The 22,895-nt window shown below is 42.8% G+C and carries 14 protein-coding genes and 4 pseudogenes; 1 reads left to right on the plus strand and 17 read right to left on the minus strand.

The features are described from left to right. Window positions 1–5: 5 nt before the first annotated feature. From G3352_RS25155 to G3352_RS25195, 9 genes are all read right to left on the minus strand, one after another. Window positions 6–3,059, minus strand: a complete 3,054-nt coding sequence (locus G3352_RS25155) for a glycosyl hydrolase (RefSeq protein ID WP_163760986.1) — start codon at window positions 3,057–3,059, stop codon at window positions 6–8. Between the two features lie 18 nt (window positions 3,060–3,077). Beyond that, window positions 3,078–4,079: a glycoside hydrolase family 130 protein gene (locus tag G3352_RS25160; RefSeq protein WP_076291348.1), complete on the minus strand. Its 1,002-nt coding sequence runs from the start codon at window positions 4,077–4,079 to the stop codon at window positions 3,078–3,080. A 32-nt stretch (window positions 4,080–4,111) separates the two neighbouring features. Next, window positions 4,112–4,939, minus strand: a complete 828-nt coding sequence (locus G3352_RS25165; RefSeq protein WP_163760987.1) for a carbohydrate ABC transporter permease — start codon at window positions 4,937–4,939, stop codon at window positions 4,112–4,114. A gap of 12 nt (window positions 4,940–4,951) precedes the next feature. Next, on the minus strand, window positions 4,952–5,854 hold the full coding sequence (locus G3352_RS25170) for a carbohydrate ABC transporter permease (RefSeq protein ID WP_163760988.1): 903 nt from the start codon (window positions 5,852–5,854) through the stop codon (window positions 4,952–4,954). A 72-nt stretch (window positions 5,855–5,926) separates the two neighbouring features. Continuing rightward, the gene (locus tag G3352_RS25175) at window positions 5,927–7,291 is read right to left on the minus strand and encodes an ABC transporter substrate-binding protein (RefSeq protein ID WP_163760989.1); all 1,365 of its coding nucleotides are present in this window, start codon (window positions 7,289–7,291) and stop codon (window positions 5,927–5,929) included. Between the two features lie 172 nt (window positions 7,292–7,463). Next, a complete protein-coding gene (locus G3352_RS25180) occupies window positions 7,464–9,125 on the minus strand; it encodes a response regulator (protein WP_163760990.1) in 1,662 nt (553 codons plus the stop codon). Further along, complete coding sequence (locus G3352_RS25185; RefSeq protein ID WP_240343218.1) at window positions 9,122–10,936, minus strand: sensor histidine kinase; 1,815 nt, start codon at window positions 10,934–10,936, stop codon at window positions 9,122–9,124. The genes G3352_RS25180 and G3352_RS25185 overlap by 4 nt, the downstream gene beginning before the upstream one ends. A gap of 239 nt (window positions 10,937–11,175) precedes the next feature. After that, the gene (locus tag G3352_RS25190; protein WP_163760991.1) at window positions 11,176–12,048 is read right to left on the minus strand and encodes an AraC family transcriptional regulator; all 873 of its coding nucleotides are present in this window, start codon (window positions 12,046–12,048) and stop codon (window positions 11,176–11,178) included. Beyond that, a complete protein-coding gene (locus tag G3352_RS25195) occupies window positions 12,045–12,887 on the minus strand; it encodes a serine hydrolase domain-containing protein (RefSeq protein ID WP_345940806.1) in 843 nt (280 codons plus the stop codon). The genes G3352_RS25190 and G3352_RS25195 overlap by 4 nt, the downstream gene beginning before the upstream one ends. Window positions 12,888–13,668: 781 nt before the next feature. On the opposite strand from G3352_RS25195, the gene G3352_RS25200 reads away from it, so the two are divergent. Beyond that, window positions 13,669–14,268, plus strand: a complete 600-nt coding sequence (locus G3352_RS25200; RefSeq protein ID WP_163760993.1) for a hypothetical protein — start codon at window positions 13,669–13,671, stop codon at window positions 14,266–14,268. 397 nt (window positions 14,269–14,665) lie between these two features. Here G3352_RS25200 and G3352_RS25205 read toward each other — a convergent pair. The 8 genes and pseudogenes from G3352_RS25205 to G3352_RS25240 form a co-directional block, all read right to left on the minus strand. Further along, window positions 14,666–15,095, minus strand: a pseudogene (locus G3352_RS25205) (MFS transporter); the annotation flags it as partial. Window positions 15,096–15,346: 251 nt separating this feature from the next. Continuing rightward, a pseudogene (locus tag G3352_RS25210) lies at window positions 15,347–16,130 on the minus strand (alpha/beta hydrolase). A 400-nt stretch (window positions 16,131–16,530) separates the two neighbouring features. Further along, window positions 16,531–17,088 (minus strand): dihydrofolate reductase family protein, encoded by a 558-nt coding sequence (locus tag G3352_RS25215; RefSeq protein WP_163760994.1) that lies wholly within the window; start codon window positions 17,086–17,088, stop codon window positions 16,531–16,533. A 461-nt stretch (window positions 17,089–17,549) separates the two neighbouring features. Further along, window positions 17,550–17,723, minus strand: a pseudogene (locus G3352_RS25220) (alpha/beta hydrolase family protein); the annotation flags it as partial. A gap of 480 nt (window positions 17,724–18,203) precedes the next feature. Then, entirely contained in the window at window positions 18,204–19,166 is a 963-nt protein-coding gene (locus G3352_RS25225; protein ID WP_163760995.1) for a glycosyl hydrolase, read from the minus strand. Between the two features lie 36 nt (window positions 19,167–19,202). Beyond that, a pseudogene (locus tag G3352_RS25230) lies at window positions 19,203–20,854 on the minus strand (ABC transporter substrate-binding protein). Window positions 20,855–20,950: 96 nt separating this feature from the next. Then, complete coding sequence (locus tag G3352_RS25235; protein ID WP_163760996.1) at window positions 20,951–21,889, minus strand: carbohydrate ABC transporter permease; 939 nt, start codon at window positions 21,887–21,889, stop codon at window positions 20,951–20,953. Between the two features lie 16 nt (window positions 21,890–21,905). Next, window positions 21,906–22,865 (minus strand): ABC transporter permease, encoded by a 960-nt coding sequence (locus G3352_RS25240; protein ID WP_163760997.1) that lies wholly within the window; start codon window positions 22,863–22,865, stop codon window positions 21,906–21,908. Window positions 22,866–22,895: the final 30 nt, after the last annotated feature.

The raw sequence follows: 22,895 nt of genomic DNA on the forward strand, positions 1-22,895 counted from the left end.
GCTCTTCATGTCATCCTAACTATTCGTGGTAAAGTACTTAGTCCAAGACGAACAAAAGCGTAATGAGATTGATACAAATTGATATTTGGGTCTAGGTCTCTATCCGTCCAACCGACTCTATTTTTAAAACTGTCTGGGCCAACCTTCATTGGTTCCCCTTTCACATGATGGTGTGGCCCGAGCAAGTTTCTACAACTGCTGGTCAACTCCAGCTCAATCAGATTTTCTCCTTGTTGGAGATATTCTGAAATATCTGCTTCATAGGGTTCCCATAAAAAAATGCGAACTTCTTGTCCGTTAATTGATAACCTTGTGACAATCGCATCTGGAGGTGAGCCGAACTGCCATAGCCATGAAGCGCTGTCTTCCTGTTTTATTGCAACCTTCTGCATCAGTCGAATGCTGCCTGCAAAAAACGGTAAGCCCTGGCAGCCTAAATCAGTTGTCAGTACAAATTGATGAGGAAGTTCTTCAAGTATAAATGGACCATCTGTATACATGACACCATGCTCGCCATTTTTATAAGGTGATTTCGATTTCACAGCAAAATGTCCAACTAGATACACGCTTTCAAGCTCCGTATCGAATGTCATCTTATTCCCTTCAGACTCAAAACGTTGAGCACGTTCCATAGCTGCATATGTTTCGGGGGAGTTCCAGAAATCCAATGTTAACCTGATAGTATTTCGACCATGCTGAAGGAAACCACTTAGATCAATCTTCTTGAAGGATACATCTCTCCACCAATCACAGCTATGAGATGATATCTTGCACTCATTAATTAAAATTTGCGCTTTCTCCGGATTTTCCATCACCAGATGCATTTCCCGAACAATCGTAGGATTATAGGCGATCTGAAATTCGAATTCCAATTCAACTTGAACTGGATATCCTATTTGAAGCAGTTCTTCCTGAATAAAAATAATAGGCTTAGGCTCCGACCAGTCGCCATTCTCCAGCCTGTACCTGCAAGTATCCATCGTCAAGCTATTGTGATCGATATGATCAATTTCCCATAACTCATTTAGTTCCTGAATGGTATTAGTTGTATTGTCTGTTTGGAGTAGAGTTACCACATCCAGTTCCAGTTGATCTTTCTTCGGAACTAGTCTGATGACATAGGATTGTGTAGGGCACAGAGTCATTTTCAATTTGACACCGTTACCTGCCCCCGTATAGTTAAGTGGCCTAATATCACCAGTCTCCAAATCAATTAGGGACAGTGTACCCTTTCGAGGGAGAGTCACCTCTGCATCTGGATAACACTTATCTCCGGAATTCACTAGGTAATAGAGATAGGCATCTTCTAACTTAAGTGTCTGGATATTGACCATGTCCGAAGCGATAGGGAGTCCTTCCTTATCAACGATAGAGATTGATGGAGAAACAGTTCTGGAAACAGATTCTACCAGGGCACTGCGATTCCAATCGGGACTCACTGCAGTGTTCACTAAACGACTGATTTCTTCACTAGGTTGACCATTGATGAGGAACGGAGCAGGTTCGAATACGACTAAGCTCCCTCCTTGCAATACAAACTGGTTGAGCAATTTCACCGTCATCTCACTTAAGGTCACACTCGGCGGAACGACAACGACTCGATACCCCGACTCTCCTACAACAAAAAGATTTCCCTCTACTCTGCCATGACGTTCAATAATTCCTTCGCTTCCATAATCATGCTCGATAAACGATTGGCACAACCAGCGAGACAGCTGAGCAAACGATTCATGATATTGCTCAACCCGTGATGAGTTAGAACCCTCCAGTTCCACCCAAACAGTTCGGATAGGATGAAGCAGTAATACCTCAGCCTGCCGTGTACCTTCCACAAGGAGCATGGATAAACGGGCAAAGTAATCATTAAAGTGAGAATAGTACCTCCACCAAGGCTGCTGGTAAAACAAGGATGGTGGATAATCCCGTTTACGAAGTCCCCTTAGCGAGTAAGCTTGCAAGTGTTGGCACATTAGATTCATCCCATGAACAAATTGCCATTCCCCAATTCGCTTTAAATCCTGAAAGCTGACATTCCACCCGGAACAGCCGTAACTCTCCGTGATGGCTTGCTTTTTGCCCAACTGGCGAACAACAGAGCTAACTTGCTTAGGAACAATCGGATCTTCGCTCACAGAACGTCCAAGCCAATCACAACCGGGGATTTGCAGATATTCGTAGAAGAGCAATGGATCGCCCACTGAAGTTGCTTGACCCATCAGGGTTTGCTCGTCCACAACATGACCAGTAGCTAACCATCCCCTTTGCTCACACCACTCTCCAATTTGCTTCGCGTAAGACTCAGTAAACAATGTGGTAACACATGACCAATAATCGTATCTGACCCTGCGACAGTCCTTGGTTTCCAAGAATAGAGCTGGGAGCACCTTACGTAGCGTATACCCGTGCTGGTCCTGAAAAGCATCTTCGAGTTCTAGCGACCATGGAAGATCTCCACGTCCAAATTGCGGTTCGTCCGTGAATATTCCTTTTACCACAGAGCCGAATTGATCACCGAACTCCGACCAGTAGGCCTTATAGGTTGAATCAATGAACGCAGCTACAGCCTTTTTGCTTAACGTGTCGATATAATAAGGGTTCAACTCATAATAAACTCGGAAGTCAGGATTATGTGTATCTGCAGCGGTAAGTAGGTGCAGTTCTTCCTCCGACTGGACATAGGAGGCAATCGTAACTTTATTGCCTCGGCTAAATGGAGCCCATTCATAAGCCAATCGCTTCTGTTGATAAGCCACCCCAAGTGCAGGCACCTTTCCATCAGCGAAACCGCTAGGCCAACCATTCTCATCATAGAGCCATGTTTCCATCCCGAGCTCCTGACTTTTCTTGATACAGATCCGTATGAGCTCCATCCACTCTTTTCCCATATAAGGTACAGTGAGCCCGCCGCGAGCATGTATGAAAAAGCCGCCGATTCCAGCTTTATGCATCTCTTCGATCTGCCGTTCAAGTTCATTTTTATCCAGATCGTCATTCCAGGACCAGAATGGCACCGTACGATAATCAGCAGGAGGATGTTGAAAGAGATTCCATATGGTCATTATCTCATCACTCTCCTGTTAACCTTTCAGACATAACCGGATCAAATCATCGATATGCGCTGTTGCGAGACATTCAATCGTGTCTGCCGCACCATAATAAATCTTAACCTCACCATCATCTTCGAGTACCATTCCGCCTGGAAAGATGACGTTGTTACGGAATCCTCCTTCGATCTCATAGCTAGCTTCTGGTGTCAGTAGCGGCTCCTGATACATGCCGATGATTTTTTTGGGATTATCCAAATCAAGCAATATTAATCCCGCCGTGTACCGTTTCTGCCATGAAGGTTCCCATCCGTTTTTGCCTCTCTCCGGATCAATATCAACGGCATGAAATGTTGTTAACCACCCCTGCTCTGTCTTGATGGGGGGAGCTGCAGGACCGATCTTATCATTGGCAAACGGTACATCTTCAACAGCAAGCAGCAAATCGGAATTTCCCCAGTATCTCAAATCCGGAGATTCCGATATCCACATGTCGAATCGGTCGATTCCCCCGCGACTGTAGACTGTGAACGGTCGTTCAAGCCGCATAAATTTCCCACCAATCTTCTCCGGGAATAGCACCATGTTCCGCAAATCCGGTGTCGACAAACTCAATATTTCAAACTCTTCAAAATCGTCAGTAACGGCCACACCACCTCGAATTCCATGCTGTGTGTCTACGGCAAAACACATATAACAACGGCCATCAATTACGGTAAGCCTTGGGTCATAGGCACGGATAATCTCTTGGTCATGTAGCTTAAAACACGGCTTCGGTTGCACCTCCCAATGAATTCCGTCATCACTAAAGGCAAAACCAAGATCTGTTGTATGATGTGCCTCAATTGTCTGCTGCTCCAACGAGCCATAGTCGTTTCGAAACACCATCACATATTTTCCATTGAATTTCGTTACGCCTGCATTGAACACAAGTGCAGTGGGATATGGGACACGAGAAGCATCTAGAATCGGGTTGTTCTGATAGCGTTTAATTACAGAACTTGATGCGAGTTTTCCGATATAAGTTGAATTCATTTCCATTCCTCCTAATGATGTTAAGAATACCACTAGCCTTTTAAGGAGCCCGCAGTCATTTGCATAAAGGATTTGTTAGCAAAAATATAAGCAATAAGGATTGGGAGAATGGATAGGCACGCCCCCGCCATCATAAAATGTGTCTGTGAAGCAGCGGCAATACCGTACTTCAGATTGGCTAGTCCGACGGTCAAAGTCTGCAGCTCGGGTTTACTGAGCGTAAACACAAACGGAATCAGGTATTCGTTCCACGCTCCCCGGAAAGCGAACAGTGCACACACACCGAGGCCGGGCGTAAGCAGCGGAATAATGATTCTCCAGAATGTTCTGCCCGGAGAACACCCATCGATGCGTGCAGCCTCATCAAGCTCTTTAGGAATCCCGTTCATGAAGCTAAGCAGGATAAAGAATGCCGAAGCATGGGTGCTGATCAAAATCAGAACCACGCCCCACAGCGTATTATGCAGATGAAGTTTAATCATCAGATCAAATTGTGGTCGAAGAACGACAGCTCCGATCGCTACAAACATAGTAAATCCCTGAATACTGACGTATAGTTTCTTGCCGATAAAGTCCATTCTGTTCACGACATAGGCTGCCATGGACGAAACAATTAATGTTCCTATGGTTGACGCGACGGCAACAAAGACACTATTTAGTGTGTATGTTGAAAAATTTGCCTGTTTCCAAGCTTCAATATAGTTGGAGAAGTGCCAAATTTCAGGGAGTAATGTCGCTCCGGCAGTAAGTTCTGCATTCGTTTTAAATGAACCGAGCAGGGTGATCATTATAGGAAACAGTGTTAGAAATGCGACAATTAGCAGAAACGCCCACAGTACGGTGTTCCATGCGACTTTCATGAACGTTCCTCCTTATTCGTTATGACTCATCCGTTTAGATCCATAAAAGTAAAGTATCGTGATGATGCCGACAATAACAGCCGTGACAAAAGCTACTGCGCTACCATAGCCAAATTCTTGAATTTGTGTAGATGCCGTGGAACCTGCAGGTGGGAAAAACAATTTATATACATATAAGAACATGACATTGGTTTTTCCAATTGGTCCGCCATCGGTCATCACCATAATACTCTCATAACCTTTTAGTGCATTAATAATAGCTAGCATAATTATCATCTGCATGACAGGACCCAGCATTGGAATGGTAATGTAGCGAAATTGTTGGAATTTGTTAGCACCATCTAGTGAAGAACTCTCGTACACATCTTCCGGGATATTTTGAAGGCCTGCCAAAAACAAAAGCATATAGTTACCTACCGCCCCCCATACAGCAACGAGGATGATCGTCAGCATGGCATAATCAACGCCCAACCAATCGATGGCACTGCCGATCAATTTATATTTCATAAGGAACTGATTGAGGATGCCATTATACGAGTTAAAAATGGTGAAAAACACGACCGCCATAACCGCTGTACTTATGATCGTAGGCATAAATATAACGGCTCTTAGCAGATTTCTTCCTTTTATTTTCCAATTCAGGATGACGGCCAATATCAGAGCGAGCGGTATCGATAGCAGGAGCTTGCCTCCAGCATAAATAAACGTGTTGGCAACTGAATCCCAGAACTGATAATCCGTCATGACGCGTTCTAGATTTGCCAGTCCTACAAATCGTGCAGTTCCAAACCCTTTGTAATCGTAAAACATATATCTCATAGCCCACATAATCGGGTAGATCCCCAGAACAATGGTTAGAATATAGCTGGGCAAAAGAAAGCTGTATGAAAAAGCTAGATTCTTTGCTTTATTCATATCCTCTCAACTCCTTGAAATCTGTGTATGATTTAATGAAAGGATGGAGCACGCTTCACCCTATGAAACACCTTATTTTACGTATTTTCCTGCAAGTTCCGCTGGATCGAAATCCGAAATAGGTTCTGCTTTCGCTTCCCCGCTTGCAATTGCTGTATCCAAAGCGGCATTATAACGTGTATTCAAATCGTTGATAATAGAATCTAAATTGCCTCCACTTAGGATGTACTTAACAAAGGCGTCATCGGACTTCATACCATGTACTGGAACGGATGGATAGACTGGCCAGACACCGTCGTATTTGTTGGGTAGGAAACCTTCTATACCTTTGACCTCTGGCTTTGCAGCAACAGCGCTTACTGAAGGAACCATGGAAATTCCAAAGCCATTCTCTTGATATTGTTGAAGAACAGATTCATCATACATATACTCAAGGAACTTCCAAGCTGCTTCCTTATTTTCGGACTCTGAACTTATTGCCAGCCATTGGCCCCCTAGAAATCCAGACGCACCATTGAAATTGCCTTCAATGGAAGGTACAGGTGCTGCGGCCCATTCGATTTTGGCTGGAAATTGAGATTGGTACACCCCCGCTTCAGCAGAAAAGGACAAGTACATCCCGATTTTCCCCTCAGCGAATTGAGCGCGTAACGGATCAATATCAAGGGACTCGACACCCGGTAACATACTTCCGTCATCCTTGATTTGCTTAAATGCTTCCATGATGGGTTTAAAGCCGCTAAAGTCATAACGAGCTGTCTTAAAATCATAACCATACCCACCATAACCACTTACTTCTGCAATAACACGGGCAGATCGGCCCAAGGCACTGGAAGGACTCTTGAAATTCTGTGCGAAACCATAGGCTCCGTTTGACTTACCCACTTCCGTAATTTTTTTAGCTGCATCGACCAACTCATTCAATGTAGTCGGTGGTTTTTCAATACCTGCTTTGTCGAAAAGCTCTTTATTGTAAATCAGACGCATCGTTGTACCATAGTTCGGCAGGCTATAGCGTTTTCCATCGAAACTGTTCAGATCCTCCATGACAGGAAATGTGTTTTTCATTTCTTCTGTGAGGAACTCGTCAATCGGAGCAAGGAACCCTTTCTTATAGAAAGTCTGTATGGTGTTTTCTTTAACACGAATGACATCCGGTGGCTCTGAAGTCTGAAAAGACATATCCAGCGCTTGATCGAAATCATCCCCCTTGATGATCAGTTCCACTTCAACGTTATCCTTATTAGTTTCATTGAATTTATCAATCGTTTCTTTCACAAACTCAGAATCGTGACGGTCTCCAGTCCAGTAGGTGATCTTGGTCTTAGCTGATGAGCCCTTTCCTTTATCTGTGGATTCAGAACTACTGCAAGCGGCAAGGCTCCACGATAGGACGATACACAATGCAGATATAAGGAATTTCTTGTTTAATTTCATTCATATTACCTCCCTTTTTTATATACTGATTCTCTTTCTTCTTCATTATAGTTTCTTGTAATCGTTTACATAATGCGGTAAACCACACATCAAGGGCAGGATTTCTTATGTAACTACATTAAAAAACTAGCCCTGCATCCGAAACTTACGGAAACAAGGCTCATCTTACGAATTATGATTGTTTATGAGCAAGATCTAAAGGTTGGCTGATCTTCCCCGTACTGTATAGCTTGAATTCGGATGGAGTCATATTGGTATGTTTCTTGAAAATATCGCTAAAATAACGACGATGCTCATATCCTAATTCCCTTGCGATCTCCTGTACCTGATAATCATCGATAAGCATCTCTTTAGCCTTTTCCATTCTCTGATGGATTACGAATCGTTGAAATGAAATATTGAGCACTTTTTTGAATAAATTCGAAAAATATCCGGGACTTAAATTGAATTGCTTTGCACAATAATCAAGTGATAAATTTAAATGCAAATTGGCGCATATATAATCCTTCGCCTGATAGATCAACTTCGTTGATTCATCCGAGCGTTCCTCCTCAATCCAAGAGCATGCTTCAAGACAGATGTCTTTAACCGTATCCCGTATAATCTGAAATGAAATTACACCTGTACGCTTCACATGGTTCCATCGCTCTTCAAGTCTCTTCACCTGATCGGACGGGAATTGTTCTAACATGACTCGACATATCTTGGATGACAGTTCATAGCAAAGGTTTTCGACTTGTTGCGGTTTGGGAAGAGGATCACGCTGCAACAGATCATTGAAGATTTGCTCCAGGATAAGCCGACATTTTTCCCGATTGCCTGATCGCAAAGCCATGAGAAACTCCTGCTCAGTTGACGCAGTATAATTAAGTAGTGTTTTCTCTTCATTGGCTATACCTGAATAACTGTTAACTCCATTTCCGTCTGAATAGAAATGGTAGGCCAGAGCACTTAAAGCTTGCTCATAGGAATCCGGTAATTCATCGATAGAAGTAACACAACTGCCAATGCCGATTGAGATGGTAGAGTTCGTGAATTGATAAATATTCAACCTGCATGCCTCAGAAATTTGCTCTGCTATTCTCATATCTTCACAATTAATCAAGCAGATGAATCGATTTAATGCTTCGCTAAAAACAACACCTCCACTTATGAAAGATGCGATGGTTTCCTCCAAAATATTTCGAAGGCTGAACCTGATCAATTCGACTTCCCGTGCGGGTTGTGCTTTATATTTGTCCATGAAACGGTCCAGCTCTACTATAAAGAGGTTGAAATTTTGAGGGGCAAGTTGAATACCGAGTGTTTGCCATTTCTGATAAGCAGCGACAGCATTCGTCCTGTGATGAACTAGCAATGACAAATACTCCTGCTGGAATACCGGTAAACTTTTCCTTACCTGTTGCTCCATTTCAATCGCCTTACTCTGGCCCTGCCGTTCTTCTTCGAATGAAGCCTTTGCTTTCAACACAACCTGAACGATCTCATCTATAGAGAAAGGTTTCTTTACAAAATCAAATGCACCTAATCGAATCGCTTGTCTCGTAAATGAGAAATCGGTATACGCGCTGAGAATGACAATTTTCGTAGAGGGGGCGCTTACGAGAATTTCCTGCGTCATGGCCAACCCATCCTTTTTAGGCATCCGTATGTCTGTAAGAACAATATCAGGTTTGGTTTCTTTCACCAATCGAATACCGTCCTCACCATCTAGGGCAGTTCCAACCACTTCAATATGATGTTCTTCCCAGGGCGGCTTCTGAGAAATCATATCGACTACACTTCGAATATCATCAATAATACATAATTTAATCCGTTGGGGTTCATTTATCATGATTCAACTTCTCCTTCTCTAATCGGAATCCAAATGTCTGTTCTAGATCCTTTGCCAGGAAGGCTGCAGAGTTCAATTCGCGCTTCTTCTCCATAAAACAGGTTGAGCCGATTTACGATATTGTTCAGAGCATAACCCTTCTTGGAGACGGGTGGCTGCAACATCGCTTGACTTACCATAGCCGCATCCATGCCAGAACCATTATCCTCTATAATCAGATGAACCAAATTGTTTTGCCTGTCCACCTGTATATGAATCTGTCCTCCGAAAGTCATGTCCTTAAAGCCGTGTTGAATGCTATTTTCCACAATCGGCTGCAAGAGAATCTTTGGCAAAAGGCAGTTCAGCACAGATTCATCTAATACAGTAACTTCAAACTCAAACAGCCCTTCATAGCATTTTTGTTGGATTAGACAATACTGCTCTGCGTGCAGCAGTTCATCCTGCAGAGTATTCCAATCTTTCCCTCCGCTCAGGCCAAGTTGGAACATCTGGGACAAGGATAGAATCATCTCATTGACTTCCTCATTTTCCCCCAGAACGGATTTGCAATAAATCGTATTAAGAGTGTTATACAAAAAGTGTGGCTCCATTTGCGCGGTTAAAGCTCGCATCTCTGCCTTACGTTTTCCGGATTCGCTTAACCTTACATCATCGATGAGTCGGTTGATTTCATCCAACATGCGGTTGAATTGAAACCCAACCTGTGCAACTTCGTCGGAGGAACGGCTCGCAAAGCGAACATTCAAGTGGTTATTTTCTACCTCATGCATTAGTCGTTGAAGTTTGTATAGAGGATTTAGCAACAGCGCCGTCAGTTTATTGGATAAAAGGCTAGTGAACAACAAGAAAAAAATCATAAAATAAAGGGTGGTACGCTTTACTCCGTTCATTTGTTCAAGTAGTACATCCTTCTGTTGAATACCAAACAGGCTCCAGTCTTTGACTACTGTTGATCTTGTGTAATTAACCAAGTAATCGGTTTCATCGAACTCATGGAAGAAAGAACCCTGATTACTCTCAGATACATTGTATAAGAACGGTTTATCTTTCATTAGATTATGGCTAGATGACCATGAAGTCCGGATTACTTCCTCGCCTTTGGAATCGATTACAAAATAATCGCTATCATCATTTGAAGAATGTTTGTTAACCAGCCCAATTAATCCACTCTCATTTACATTCACGACAATAAATACATTTGTATTGGGGACATTTTCTTGAGTTCCCTTTGTAACAAATGAAATTGAACGCTTGTTCCCAGTAAAAAACTTATCCGTATGCCCTTTTATCCACTTTCCACCATAATTCTCAATCATATCGAAATACATACTGGATTCATAAAAGGACTGTACCTGAGAACGTCTTTGTGAAATGGGATAAAAATCTCCAATAGGTGTAGCAATTAGTATACTTTCGATTAGTGGTTCGTTGAAATAGACCTGTGAAAACACATATTGGAGTTCGGACAAATGCACATAGTAATTAGAGATATCGTTACTCTGTACATCCAACATCATGTCCTTGAAGGCATAGCTGAAGGTCAGTGAACGTATGGAGTTGGAGATCCCCGTTAGTTTATCGTCCAAAATCTGGGTCGTTTTATTTATAGTTTCTTGACTAGTCTCAAATGCGTTCTTTTGGAGCTCCTTGGATGCAATCCAATAGGTTGTCATGCCCACTGCTCCGATTGCAAGCGTTATCATGGTAATGATGGATAAGCGAATTCTCTGTTTGAAAGAGCTGTTGTACATCAAACGATTAAATTTTTCAGTAAAAAGATATGCCCACAGTCGTCTCATAAATTCCATATCAACCTCTCTTGAAAATAAAAGAAGTCTTACCAGATTAAACGAATCTATTTCCGAATCATTTTAGTCATTTTACATTAAAATATCAATTTAGCAATAGATTGTTCATATATTTGTATAACGGAAAAGGGACAATACTTGGTATTGTCCCTTTTCCAATCATATTCCAGGGTGGTGTTTTTTCTTTGTCTGCGAAATAAATCTATTGCTCCCACTCTCACATATAAAGTCGTGCAGCTTTATCGCTTCTGTATTGGTATCCATATTTCGCTCCTGTATTGCAAAGAAGTCGTATCCTTGTGCTCATTCCACAGGATTTCCGGTCCTTCGCTCAGCTCATAATCTGAAGAAGGAAACCACTCGGAATAGATTCTTCCCCATACATCCTGAAGCGTACCCGGAAAAGGACCAATGGAAGTAAACACTGCCCACGTCGAGGCAGGCACTTCCAGCTGTGCCAAACCCTCAGGAGCCTCTTGGGTCGTGGCTGCACCAATATAATGATCTAGTTCCCCCTTTTCCTCCATCCGTTCCTCACTAAAATGAGCCGAAGCACTGATTATCCCAAGTGGCTGAACATTGGATAAGCCCTTAATCGTCTCAATTAATTCCGGCGTAAGGCGTTGATACATCGCAGCAATGTCCGGGTTCACCCCGTTGAACACGATGGGCACCTTTTTACTGATGCCCACAATCCGAAAGGGCTCTTTGTCTTCAATACGGTAGTTCATTTCGCTTCCTCCTTGAATGGTCAATTGAAATGTCATTCGAGGGAAGGCTTTGAGTGATGGACCATGATTTTTCGCTTCGGAGGGCGTAACCCCATGCAAGCTTTGAAAAGCCCTAGCAAAGGAATCCGGAGAAGTATACCCAAATTTGAGCGCAACATCAATGACTTTACTGTCATTCCGGCTTAGTTCCAAAGCTGCCAGCGTCAAGCGCCGACGTCGGATATACTCTGACAAGGTAATGCCGCTAAGAAAGGAAAACATACGTGTAAAATGGTATTCCGAGCAACAGGCGATTCGTGCTACCTCTTTCATATCCACGGAATCCATTAGATTCTCCTCAATGTAGCTCAAGCCCTCATTCAGCCGTGCTAGTGTATTCATGATCTTTCCCTCCCTCGTTGATCCAAGCATATCAAAGCCTTTCTTCTCACATCCGACATTCCCTGCACCATTCTGTAGGCTATGGAGGTTACGGCTTGGTTTCCTTCTTCATCAACGAACAACTGATCTCCGACTGGTTTTAATGTGTGTGTTCCATTTGGACCTGAAATCGAAAGTTCCCCTTTCCGTTTCACGATGTCAAAGAACAAGTAAGGCTGGCGAAGATATCGATAGGTTCCTGTAAACTGATCCAACTCACTTGAATGGAGCGGCCATTCCTTTACTTTCTGTTTGTCTTGGGGGTAATAGTGATCCATAAATGCTGTAAACAATTCTTCCCCTATGTCTTGGCTTGCATCACTATTGGTTATAACGAATCCACCAATCCTTTGGTCTGGAATCAACCACATCCATGAATGATAGCCGGGTAAATCTCCCCCTTTTCCAATAACCATTTGGCCATGATATGCGTGCAGGTAAAATTTTTCGAAACCCAAAGCCATAGTGGGCACCTGCTCTTGAACTTGGACTTGCGTACGATGCATTTCTTCTGTTGCCGTTTTGGAGAGGATTTGAGAGGTGCCGTAACTTCCTTCATTCAAATGGGCCAACATGAATTGAGCGATGTCGCCGCTCGTGCCAAACATTCCACCGTCTGGCATAATAACCGGGTCATTTGGATACTGCTCCTTGGGTTGGCCATTTGTTCCGTAGCCCGTGGAGAGCTGTTTTTTGACTTGTTCAGTCATGAGGAAATCACTATTCTTCATATTCAATGGTTTAAAAATATTCTTTTGTATGTATTCTTCAAAGGGAAAACCAACCATTCGTTGAATAATGTATCCCTAAGATCAAAAGCAAAATTATCATACCGGTAATTCTCGCCTGGTGTTCGTATAACAGTCGCAGGTTATCTTTAATAACTCCTCTAATGATTGTTTGTCATTTACATTGTTAGATGAAATATAATCACTGAAATCAAACCCTGATGTATGCGTCATAAATGTCTCATGGTGACAGGTCTTCCCGTGTGATTCGTAATCGTCACCCCACCAAAAGCTTATTTTTGATTTCAGGCCGATTAAAGAGAAATCATCCGTAAATTGCTCAGCTTCGACCGAAGACATCGGCCCTGTATGGGCGACTGTCTGTTCTAATCCGGCCTTACTCTCACTCAATAAAACCGTTTTTCCAGATGCTGTTGGTCCAGCTAGTAAAGAAGAAAATAACGCACCAACTGTTATTAAAGTAAATCCCTTTGCAATTCTTTCTTTTTCATTGAAAACCCTCGTTTCTTAGTAATATATATTTTACATATATAATAATATTAGACCCTTTATTTTCCATCATTCTTAAGCAGGATTACATCTGCGATTAAGGTCTGAGAAGTTTCCCCCGCTTAAATCCAGTACGGACTCGTCTTTAGTCTAGATCAAACTAAAGAAACGCTGTTTGTTCCATTAACTCCTTCCTTATTTAATCTATGTAATTATATCCATGATTAGTAGGTTCTCCTTACCCCGTTTTCAGGAACCGAACTAATAAAAAAAACTAGACAATAAGGAGGAAGGATGGTTAGATAAATAAAAATATAAAATTCGATCAAGGAGTCTTAAAATAATGAGTGTGGTAAAATTACCGAAAGCTGCGGTCTTTGGTGCTGCAAATGGTGTGATGTTCATGACTTTTTTTGGGGCTCTTTGGGCTTCCATTGGTATTATTGGTTCACATGGACTTGGAGATCCTTGGTCACTTGTTCTTTCAGGAGTTATGACATTAATCTTACTTAGCGGGGCAATATCACTTTTTGGTAAAGCACGTAATATAAATCACGCTGTTACACCAGAAGAGATAGTACAGAGGAGAAATATAAATCGAAAATTTGGGTTGATCTTTGGTCTAGAAGGGCTTGCTATCTTTATCGCAAGTGTAATTTGTAATATGATTGATTATTTTGAAGTCTTTTTTCCTATCATGGCAATCATTGTCGGGATCCACTTTTTTCCTTTAGCTCGTTTGTTTCGAGTAAACTTTTATTATGGTACAGGAGCAACACTCTGTATTATAGGCGTTATTACTTTATTTTTACCAATTAATGCTACTATCAACAATGTAACCCTGATTGCAACATCTACTTTTGCCGGTTACAGTTCTGCTCTGACGCTATGGGTGACCGGTCTAAGAATTTGGACTGCTATGCTTAAACAATTGAAATCATGACCACCCGTCCAACGGGTGTTTTTTTGTTTCACGCGTTTCACGCACTCAACTGGCTAAAGCCATATAATGAAAAAGCAGCTATAAAATAGCGACTTTCAATGGGATCATGTTCTTGTCCCTCGACGTATATTGCACGGTGAAGCAGGCCAAGCTGCGAGGAATCGGCCGTCAGCAGCTCTCTTTCTGGTGCTTCCGGCGAATCGGAGTATGTAGCCCCGCCAGATTGAAGACGACCACACCTCTCAGCGCTTCATATGCAGGATCTCCCTTAAGATGAACTATTTCCAGGTTAATCCCCCCATGGCAGCTTGAGTTTGTTTGTCTCGGGCCTTTTAAACGGTTGCATCGAGGAGTTTGTTCCTTATTTCAGCTTTGCGCAGATATCCTATAAAAGCAGGACCGATTGCGCCATACCAGAAAGTTTCGCTGCTTGATGCGCATTTTCAGTACGGAACCCAAAAAACATCATGGACAAACTAAAGGCGAAGCCTCCACCAATTCCGAGGATGATGATCCACAATAAAATGATATTGGAGCTTCCGTAAAGAAGTCCGAGCGTTCCTTAAAAAGCAAAATAGTTGTGATGACCACTAACAAACGTTGGCTGGACATACGCCCAGCGATAATAGGGACAATAAAGGTAAATGGAAGCAGTGCTAACTGCATGATCGAGAGGTACCATCCTGATTGGTTTGAGCCAATTCCTTGCTCTTTTAAAATTTCAGGCAACCATGCGATCAACACATAGAAAATCATATCATGGACTGTATACCCATAAACAAGGTTACTTGCCAGGCAAGAGGAGACCGCCAAACATTGACATCGTTGCTGGCCATGTGTTGACTCGTTGTAGATGTATGCTTCGTTTGATTAATTTTTCCACATTAAATTGATTACCTCCAAATAAGTCTACTTTGCACTTTTGTTGAATAACTTCTCTCATATAGTATACAGAATTCAGCCATCATAGGCATGTTCCCAGCAGCTTTAAGCTGATCTAACGCTTAATATTAGCTCAAGGATAGGTGCTAAGAACACTTAGAGTATGACTCCCCTTCCAATTATTGGACAGTAAATGTTACAAACGATCCAAGGGAAGCCATTTCAGTACGTCTTGAATGGTCTTATCCCAGAATTCCCAATCGCGTACGCCCGACTCTTCAGCGTATGTATAGTTCAGTGAAGATCGCTCAAATGATTCCTTCATTTCGAATATTTAGATTGTAAAGGAATTCTTGCGTACCGCATGCTTGGTAAAAGGCAGGTTTCGGTCCAACCGCACGATCGCAAGTCTGAACAAGGTGATAAAGATCATTATCGGTTCCCGCATGTGGTCCTTCTCCAAATGCAAGCCGAAGAAACGGAGGAGACTCTCCTCCCAGCCCGGGACTCCAAAAAGGGAAATTACCGGTCGACAGTCCAGCAGCAGCGGCGAACATGTCAGGTTTGCTCAGCGTCCACCTGAATGCGCCGAAACCTCCCATTGATAGCTCAGCGACAAAATTATCTTCGCGAGCATCCGACAGGGGGAACAAGGACCGGGCAATCTAGGGAAGTTCTTCCATGAGAAATGTACCGTACTTTCCTCCGTACGCCATATCCGTATAGAAGCTTAGTTGGACTTGAGGCATAACGACAGCAAGTCCCAACTCGGAAACATACCGTTCAATCGATGTCCGTCGCATCCAGATCGTATCGTCATCGGACCCGCCATGCAACAGCCAGAGGACGGGATGCCTCTTCCGGTTGGCAACGCCTTTCATTCCAGACTTGCCCCCTCGTCGCTTGAGGCACAATAACGGTCATAGACGTGCTGAGTGTCCTAACGTTTCCGAGAAATAATTGCATCGAATCATTGCCATTGTACATTCTCCTCATACCGTGTTATGGAACTGAACAACCACATCCCTTTGCCAATCAGTCTATGTTGGTTGTTATCATTGCTATTTCGGGCCTATTTGTGTTTGATTCTATTGTAACGGAAACGCTTTCTTGGCCATATACCAGGAATTCGACTAATCTTCATTTCATAATTCGAGTTTCCAGAAAACAATTGCAAAATCCAAAGGGCTCGATTAGTTCTTCATCATTGATTGTTTCGAACTTGTTCTTTCTGAATGTAGAAAGTTCTTCTCCCTCGACACGATAGGAAAACCTACGCCGGGGTTCTCCCTAAAAAAACAGCGGACAAAGATCATAGAATTTAAAATTCTAAGACTGGCCGCTGTTAATATGAAACTAACATTCTGCCATTGGGCAATATTATTTGTTCCCGTCTACATGATATATTAATTGTACAATGCCTGAAGAGAACGTTCTTGTATTAACCAGTTTTAAATTCAACCTCTGTTTTATATCAACAAACAGTGGTTTTCCTTCCCCTAAAACAACAGGGTGAACAGATAAACTAAATTCATCAACAAGTCCTAAATGGATAAAAGTTGTAATCAGACTTGCTCCTCCATATAGCCAAATGTCTTTACCGGGCTTATTTTTAATTTTATTCACTTCTTCAAGAATATCATTGTTTATGAATATCGCTTTATTATCCGTTCCTTTACTTGATCTGGAAAACACATATTTTTCTTTACTATGGACTAATCCCCAAAATTCTTCATCCATATCACTCTGGTCAACTTCCGGGGTAAATTGCCCCCATAAATCATAGCTTTTCCTTCCATAAAAAATGGTATCAATTTGATTTAAAAAATGATTAAACCCCAGCTCAGAATCCATAATGCACCAATCAACTTCACCATTTTTGCCTTCAATAAAACCGTCTAAGGTAACCGCTAAATCTAAAATTATTCTTCTTTTCATGATGTGTTACTCCTTTCGTTAATATAGCCTCATTATAGATCTAATTCACGACAAATTATGTCATAGTTTAGATGGAAATTTCTTTCACCCAAACAATTATTCCATACATGTTGCAATACCACCTTTATTACTGACGAGCGACAGTGATTTTCGTGATATGTCATCCATTATCCTACCTGTAAGCCAAATTAGGCTTGTACAGGTTGGTTTTCTCATAGGCCTTGACCAGAAGTCCGGAACAGCATCCTCGGCTTCCTGTATGCTTGAAAGAAGCCTCCAACAGTACGTGAAAATCTGTTTTTGGTATTTTTGGTCCATGTAGACATAATCCTGAATCTTGCCCGCTTGAACCCTTTTAATTCTATATTCGGATGCGCGGAGTTGAATCCATGTGTCCTTTTATAATTCATTATAAAATGATTTTGTACTTATGTTGCCAAACGTTATGCCTATTCCGTAATTTATAATAGCGAGGTAACGAACTGCACCTCCGGAAATCGGCTATATTGTTCTTTTATTAAGGTTCCGCTTTAATTTTTCAGATACATATCGAAGAAATCCAGCATATAGGCATTGATAATGGAGTTCGCTCTTTCGGGCGCAATCTTTCCTGTAATGCCCAGCATGTTGAAAAGAATTGCTTCCGCAACCGAGGAAACTTCAGCCATGGCCGAAGAAGTCACGGCAAGTGCTGAGGAGCAACAGCGGTCGGCGAACGAATTGTCGAACATCTCCGGGCAGCTCTCCAGCCTTGCAGGGAACCTCAAATCATATTCTGATCAATTTCAGATCGAAGTCCGTAAAACTGATCTATATTAATGAAGAACCCCGTTACCTGTCGAATCAGACGACAGGGTTTTTGCTATTTCTAATTGCCTTCTGAATAATACATTTCATAAGCGCTCAGCACCTCCATTGATGAAAAGATCGAAACCTACAGGCGTTTTTGGAGTATTTATTTGAGCCTATTACAAACAAAAAAACTGACGCCGGTGGAGTACCGACGCCAGTTTGCTTCAACATCTACCCTATGCAATGTACATTTGGGACCAAATCAATTTTCCTCGACACGTTACATATAACGGATAACACCCTTTTTAGCGTGAAAAAATTGTTTAATATAGCTTCGGTAGCTTATCCAATGTTATTGCGTAGTCACAGTGATAGGCTCTCTGCAGCTCCTCTTTTGTCGTAAACTTCTCCGTTTTACCAAAATCCTGGGACCATGTCATAAACCACAGCCACGGAATACGCGAGGTAGATAAACTTTCAACACACGGAATCGGACCAATCTCCCCGATAGCAGCAAGCTTTGATGTTCGTGTGATGGCAACCAGCTCCTCATACTCCTTGCTTAGATCCGTATGTTGATGAGCCGGGGGATACATATCCCTGGAAATAATGTCAACGACGTCATCCCCAACATAACCTTGGACAAGCGGTGAATTCCACACCCAAATTAAATTCGTTAGATTATGATAATTCGTATATCTCTGGTACATGATACGGTACAACTGTTTTGCAATCTTGGGACCTTGGCTTCCCCACCAGAACCAGGTTCCATCCGCTTCATGAAAGGGTCTCCACAAGATCGGAATGCGTTTGTCGCAAAATTCCCGGAGGATTTCGGCCATATGATCCATATCGGACAGCAGGGCTTTGTATTCTTTGGTCCCTTCTATAATCGCCTTACTCACGTTAAAATCTGTATGTTCCGTGTAGAAGCTTTTATCCCTTCCATTAAGCGGAGAAAACCAATGCCAGGTAAACGTAAGCAAACCTTTGCTTTTCTGCGTCCACTCCCAAGCTTTTTGCAGCGTATCCTGATTTTCAGCGACTTCCAGCAAACACTCTTCACCACTATCTTCATAATTGATGTTCGGTGAATAACCGAGAAGCTCAAATCCACATAACGCTGGCCACTTCCCTGTTACTTGATGAATATAGTCCAATTCCTCCTGTGCCATCGTTTGCGTGTGCTGTCCTGTAATGATGCCCTTCCCTTCAATCTTACTGAAATAGTTCAGTACAGAGCGTACTTCATCCGAAGCTTTTGGATTGCAAGGTATCGTTTTCATCTGGTCCTGCCTTTCTGTCTATCGTTTGTAACGTGCTCATTGATCGCTCCATAATTTAACGCGGTCTTTAACGTATTGTCCAAAAGCCTCTTCCATCTCTTCTACTCCTGCCTTTTCCAGCTCTGCCATGTAATCATCCCAGACTTTATCAAAATTTTCCGGTTTGGCCATAACAGCTTCAGGAATTCGTTTCCATGTAATATCCTTCATTTTGGCCATGAGAATGGTCGCCTGGCTGTCACTAGGCAGAGCAATATTGTACACTGCGCCGGCTTTACGTTCAGGAAACTCCTCTTCTTTTGGGAAAAGATCTCTCCAGTGCTCGACTTTGTAAGCAGCCAAGGCTTCTTTTTCGGATTCACTGTATGTAGCGGTTAGAAGATCACTATTGGTTTTCGTAAAATAATTTCCTGTGGAGTCTTCAATTCCGTCACCAAAATGAACCGAAAGGTTCCAATATAAGCCGAGACCCGATTCCTTCATGTAAGCACTGCCTTCACTATCCATCTTTTCTTGTACTTCCTTCGGTACGGTTCTTTTTCCATCCTGTACAATGTAATCTTTCCTTCGATCCCCCAGTTCATAAGGATCTGCCCTTCTTCCGAAGCAAGATAATCCAAAAATTTAATGGCAGCTACAGGATCCTTGCATTCGCTGGAAATCGCAATCCCGTATCCTCCGTCAAAACCGGCTGACCAGAAATTTGTATCCTTGTACTCCTCAGACAACGTTACTGGATAATGGCCGTAGGTTTGGTCAAATTTGCCTGCAGCTTTCAGGGCTTGCTGTGCATCTCCGTAGTCCCATGCAGGGTCGATTAGTCCAAGTACTCGCCCTGAAGATACTTTGGATTTAAACTGGTCCGTCTTTTGAACAAAGCTTTCTTTATCCAGCAAACCGATATCGTTCATGTGATTTAACCATCGGAAATATTCCCGTTCCTCCGGACGGCGGAAATGATAAGTGACGTCGAATGTTTCTTGGTCCACATAATACTCACCATCATCTGGCGCACCTGTCGTAAAGAATCCCATGTTCGTTACCTGATACATATGCCAGTCATCCGCATTAATGGTTAATCCGATATTTTTGTTGCCGTTTTCGTCGGTTGGATGTTTTGCCAGATAATCTGTAATCACCTTCTCATAATCCTTTATCGTACGAATCTCAGGATAGCCTGCTTCTTTTACAACACGATGCTGGAGCTGGAAGCCGCCATCGGCTTTAAATTTACGTTCATCAATCGCAGACCAGGTCGGAACGGCATAAATTGCTTGATCATCCAAACTGTATTTGGCGCGAACAATCTTATCACCCAGCATTTTTTTAATATTGGGAGCATGCTCTTCTATCAAATCCGTCAGGTCGAGAACTGCTCCAACGTCCACTAACTTTCCAATATCCGACTTGGCAGCAATGAGATCGGGAACTTCACCAGTAGCAGCCATAATAGATACCTTTTGCACAGGGTCTCCAACTGCGAATTCGGCATCCAACACGACACCTGTTTTCTCAGTAATAACCTTCCCTATACGATCTTGCATGTTATTCCAGTTGGGACTCCCGTCCTCCGAAAAGTAGGTTAACGTAACGGGACCCGTACCGTTACCAGCTTTGCCGGAATCGGCGCCATCTTTAGCCCCCGTACAGCCCGCAATCAGACTCAGCGCGAGACCAAAGGACACCATTGAAACGATTGTCTTTTTTCGAATTGGCTTTTGCATCATGACATGAACACTCCCTTTTTTCATCCTATATTAGCTGATTTCTCAGGACATCTTTACTCAGCTCTTGACAGCACCCAGTGTCATCCCTTTAACGAAGTACTTCTGCAAGAACGGATAGACGATAAGAATCGGAATCGTTGCAATAATTGTAATCGCCATCTTGACTGAATCCGGAGACACCTGTGACATCAGTTGAGACATATTTTCCCCTCGTACATTGTTAGAGCTGACCGTGGTGCTCTGAAGTACTTTCATAAGCTCATATTGCAGCGTTGTCAGGGATTCATTGGAGCCATTAAAAAGATAGGTGTCAAACCAGGAATTCCATTGGCCCACGGCGAGGAACAATGCGACCGTTGCGAGCGCCGGCTTGGATAGCGGAAGAATGACACGCCAATAAATGGTGAAGTCGTTTGCTCCGTCAAGCTTTGCAGATTCTTGAAGTGCATAAGGAATCCCGTCAATAAACGAACGGATGATAAAGATATTGAAGGCGCTTACTAGCCCCGGTAAAATATACACGGCGAACGTGTTGATCAGATCCAGATTTTTTATCAGAATAAAACCTGGAATCAATCCTCCAGATACGTACATCGTGATCGCCAGGAACACAGAAACAAAACGCCTTGCTTGAAATTCTTGTCGGGACAGCGTATAGGCCACCATCGAGCCACTGACGAGCCCCGCGAGCGTTCCAACGACTGTTCGAAGCACCGAAATTTTAAATCCGGTAATTAACCCATCGTAGCTGAAGATCAACTTGTAATTCTCCAGAGTGAACTCCCTGGGATATATCGAAATGCCTCCCCTAACCGTATCTACGGAATCATTGAAAGAGATAGCGAGTACATTCAAAAATGGATACAACGTCGCGACCGTAACGATTCCAATGAACAGGTACACGAAGGTATCGAAAATCCAGTCTTGGGGAGACCTGAAGGACAGCTTCGATCGTTTGCTCTTACCGGTGGATGCTGTCGATTCGGATGCGTCCATGTCTAAAAATTCCTCCTCACATAATGCTTTCGTTTGCAAATTTTTTGAAGAAACCATTCGCAACGAACAACAGAATCACGCTGATCATCGAGTTGAAGATACTGATAGCAGTCCCGAAAGAATATCTCCCCATGGATAAACCGTAGTTCAACGCATATAGATCCAGTACCTCAGAAAAATCGCTTACCATATGATTGCCAAGCAGAAACTGTTTCTCGAATCCAATTCCAACGAGATGGCCAATCGACATAATAAAAAGCACGATAATGGTTGGCCTGATGCCCGGAAGCGTGATATGCCATATTTGTCTGATGCGACTGGCGCCGTCAACCTTAGCTGCCTCATACAGTTCAGGTCCAATACCGGAGATGGCTGCCAAATAGATTATTGCGTTCCAGCCTGTTTCTTTCCAGACGTCCGCTCCAGTCACGATCCCCCAAAATAATTGACCCTTTGCCATAAACTGAATGGGCTGATCGATAAGATTCAGTCCCAAGAGCAGGTCGTTCACGGCACCTCCTTCAGTCGATAGCATTTTGATGACAATTCCAGCTGCGACCACCCAGGATACAAAGTGTGGCAGATACGAAACCGTTTGCACAAATCGCTTCATGACCTGAACTCGAACCTCGTTTAGCATGACTGCGAACAGTACAGGAAACACGAACCCGGCCACAAGTCCCATAAAACTCATTGCCAGCGTATTTCTCAGCACCAAGTAGAAGTGCTCATCTTGGAACAACATCTGGAAATGATCGAATCCAACCCATTTTTGCTCAAAAAATCCTTTGCCCGGTTTGTAGTTTTGAAATGCCATTGTCCAGCCCCACAGCGGCAAATACTGAAACACAAAAACCCAAATTACAAAGGGAAAAGACATCATGTACAGGTATTTCTGATTTTTGAATACTTTCCACTTTTGTGTGTTTTTACGCCTTTCATTGTGGGTTCGACTTTTAGCTGTTATCGCTTTCATTTTGTCCCCCTCCTTTCTTTTTACAATCAT

This window comes from Paenibacillus sp. ALJ109b, assembly GCF_010747435.1.
In the GTDB taxonomy this organism is placed as follows: Bacteria; Bacillota; Bacilli; order Paenibacillales; family Paenibacillaceae; genus Paenibacillus; species Paenibacillus taichungensis.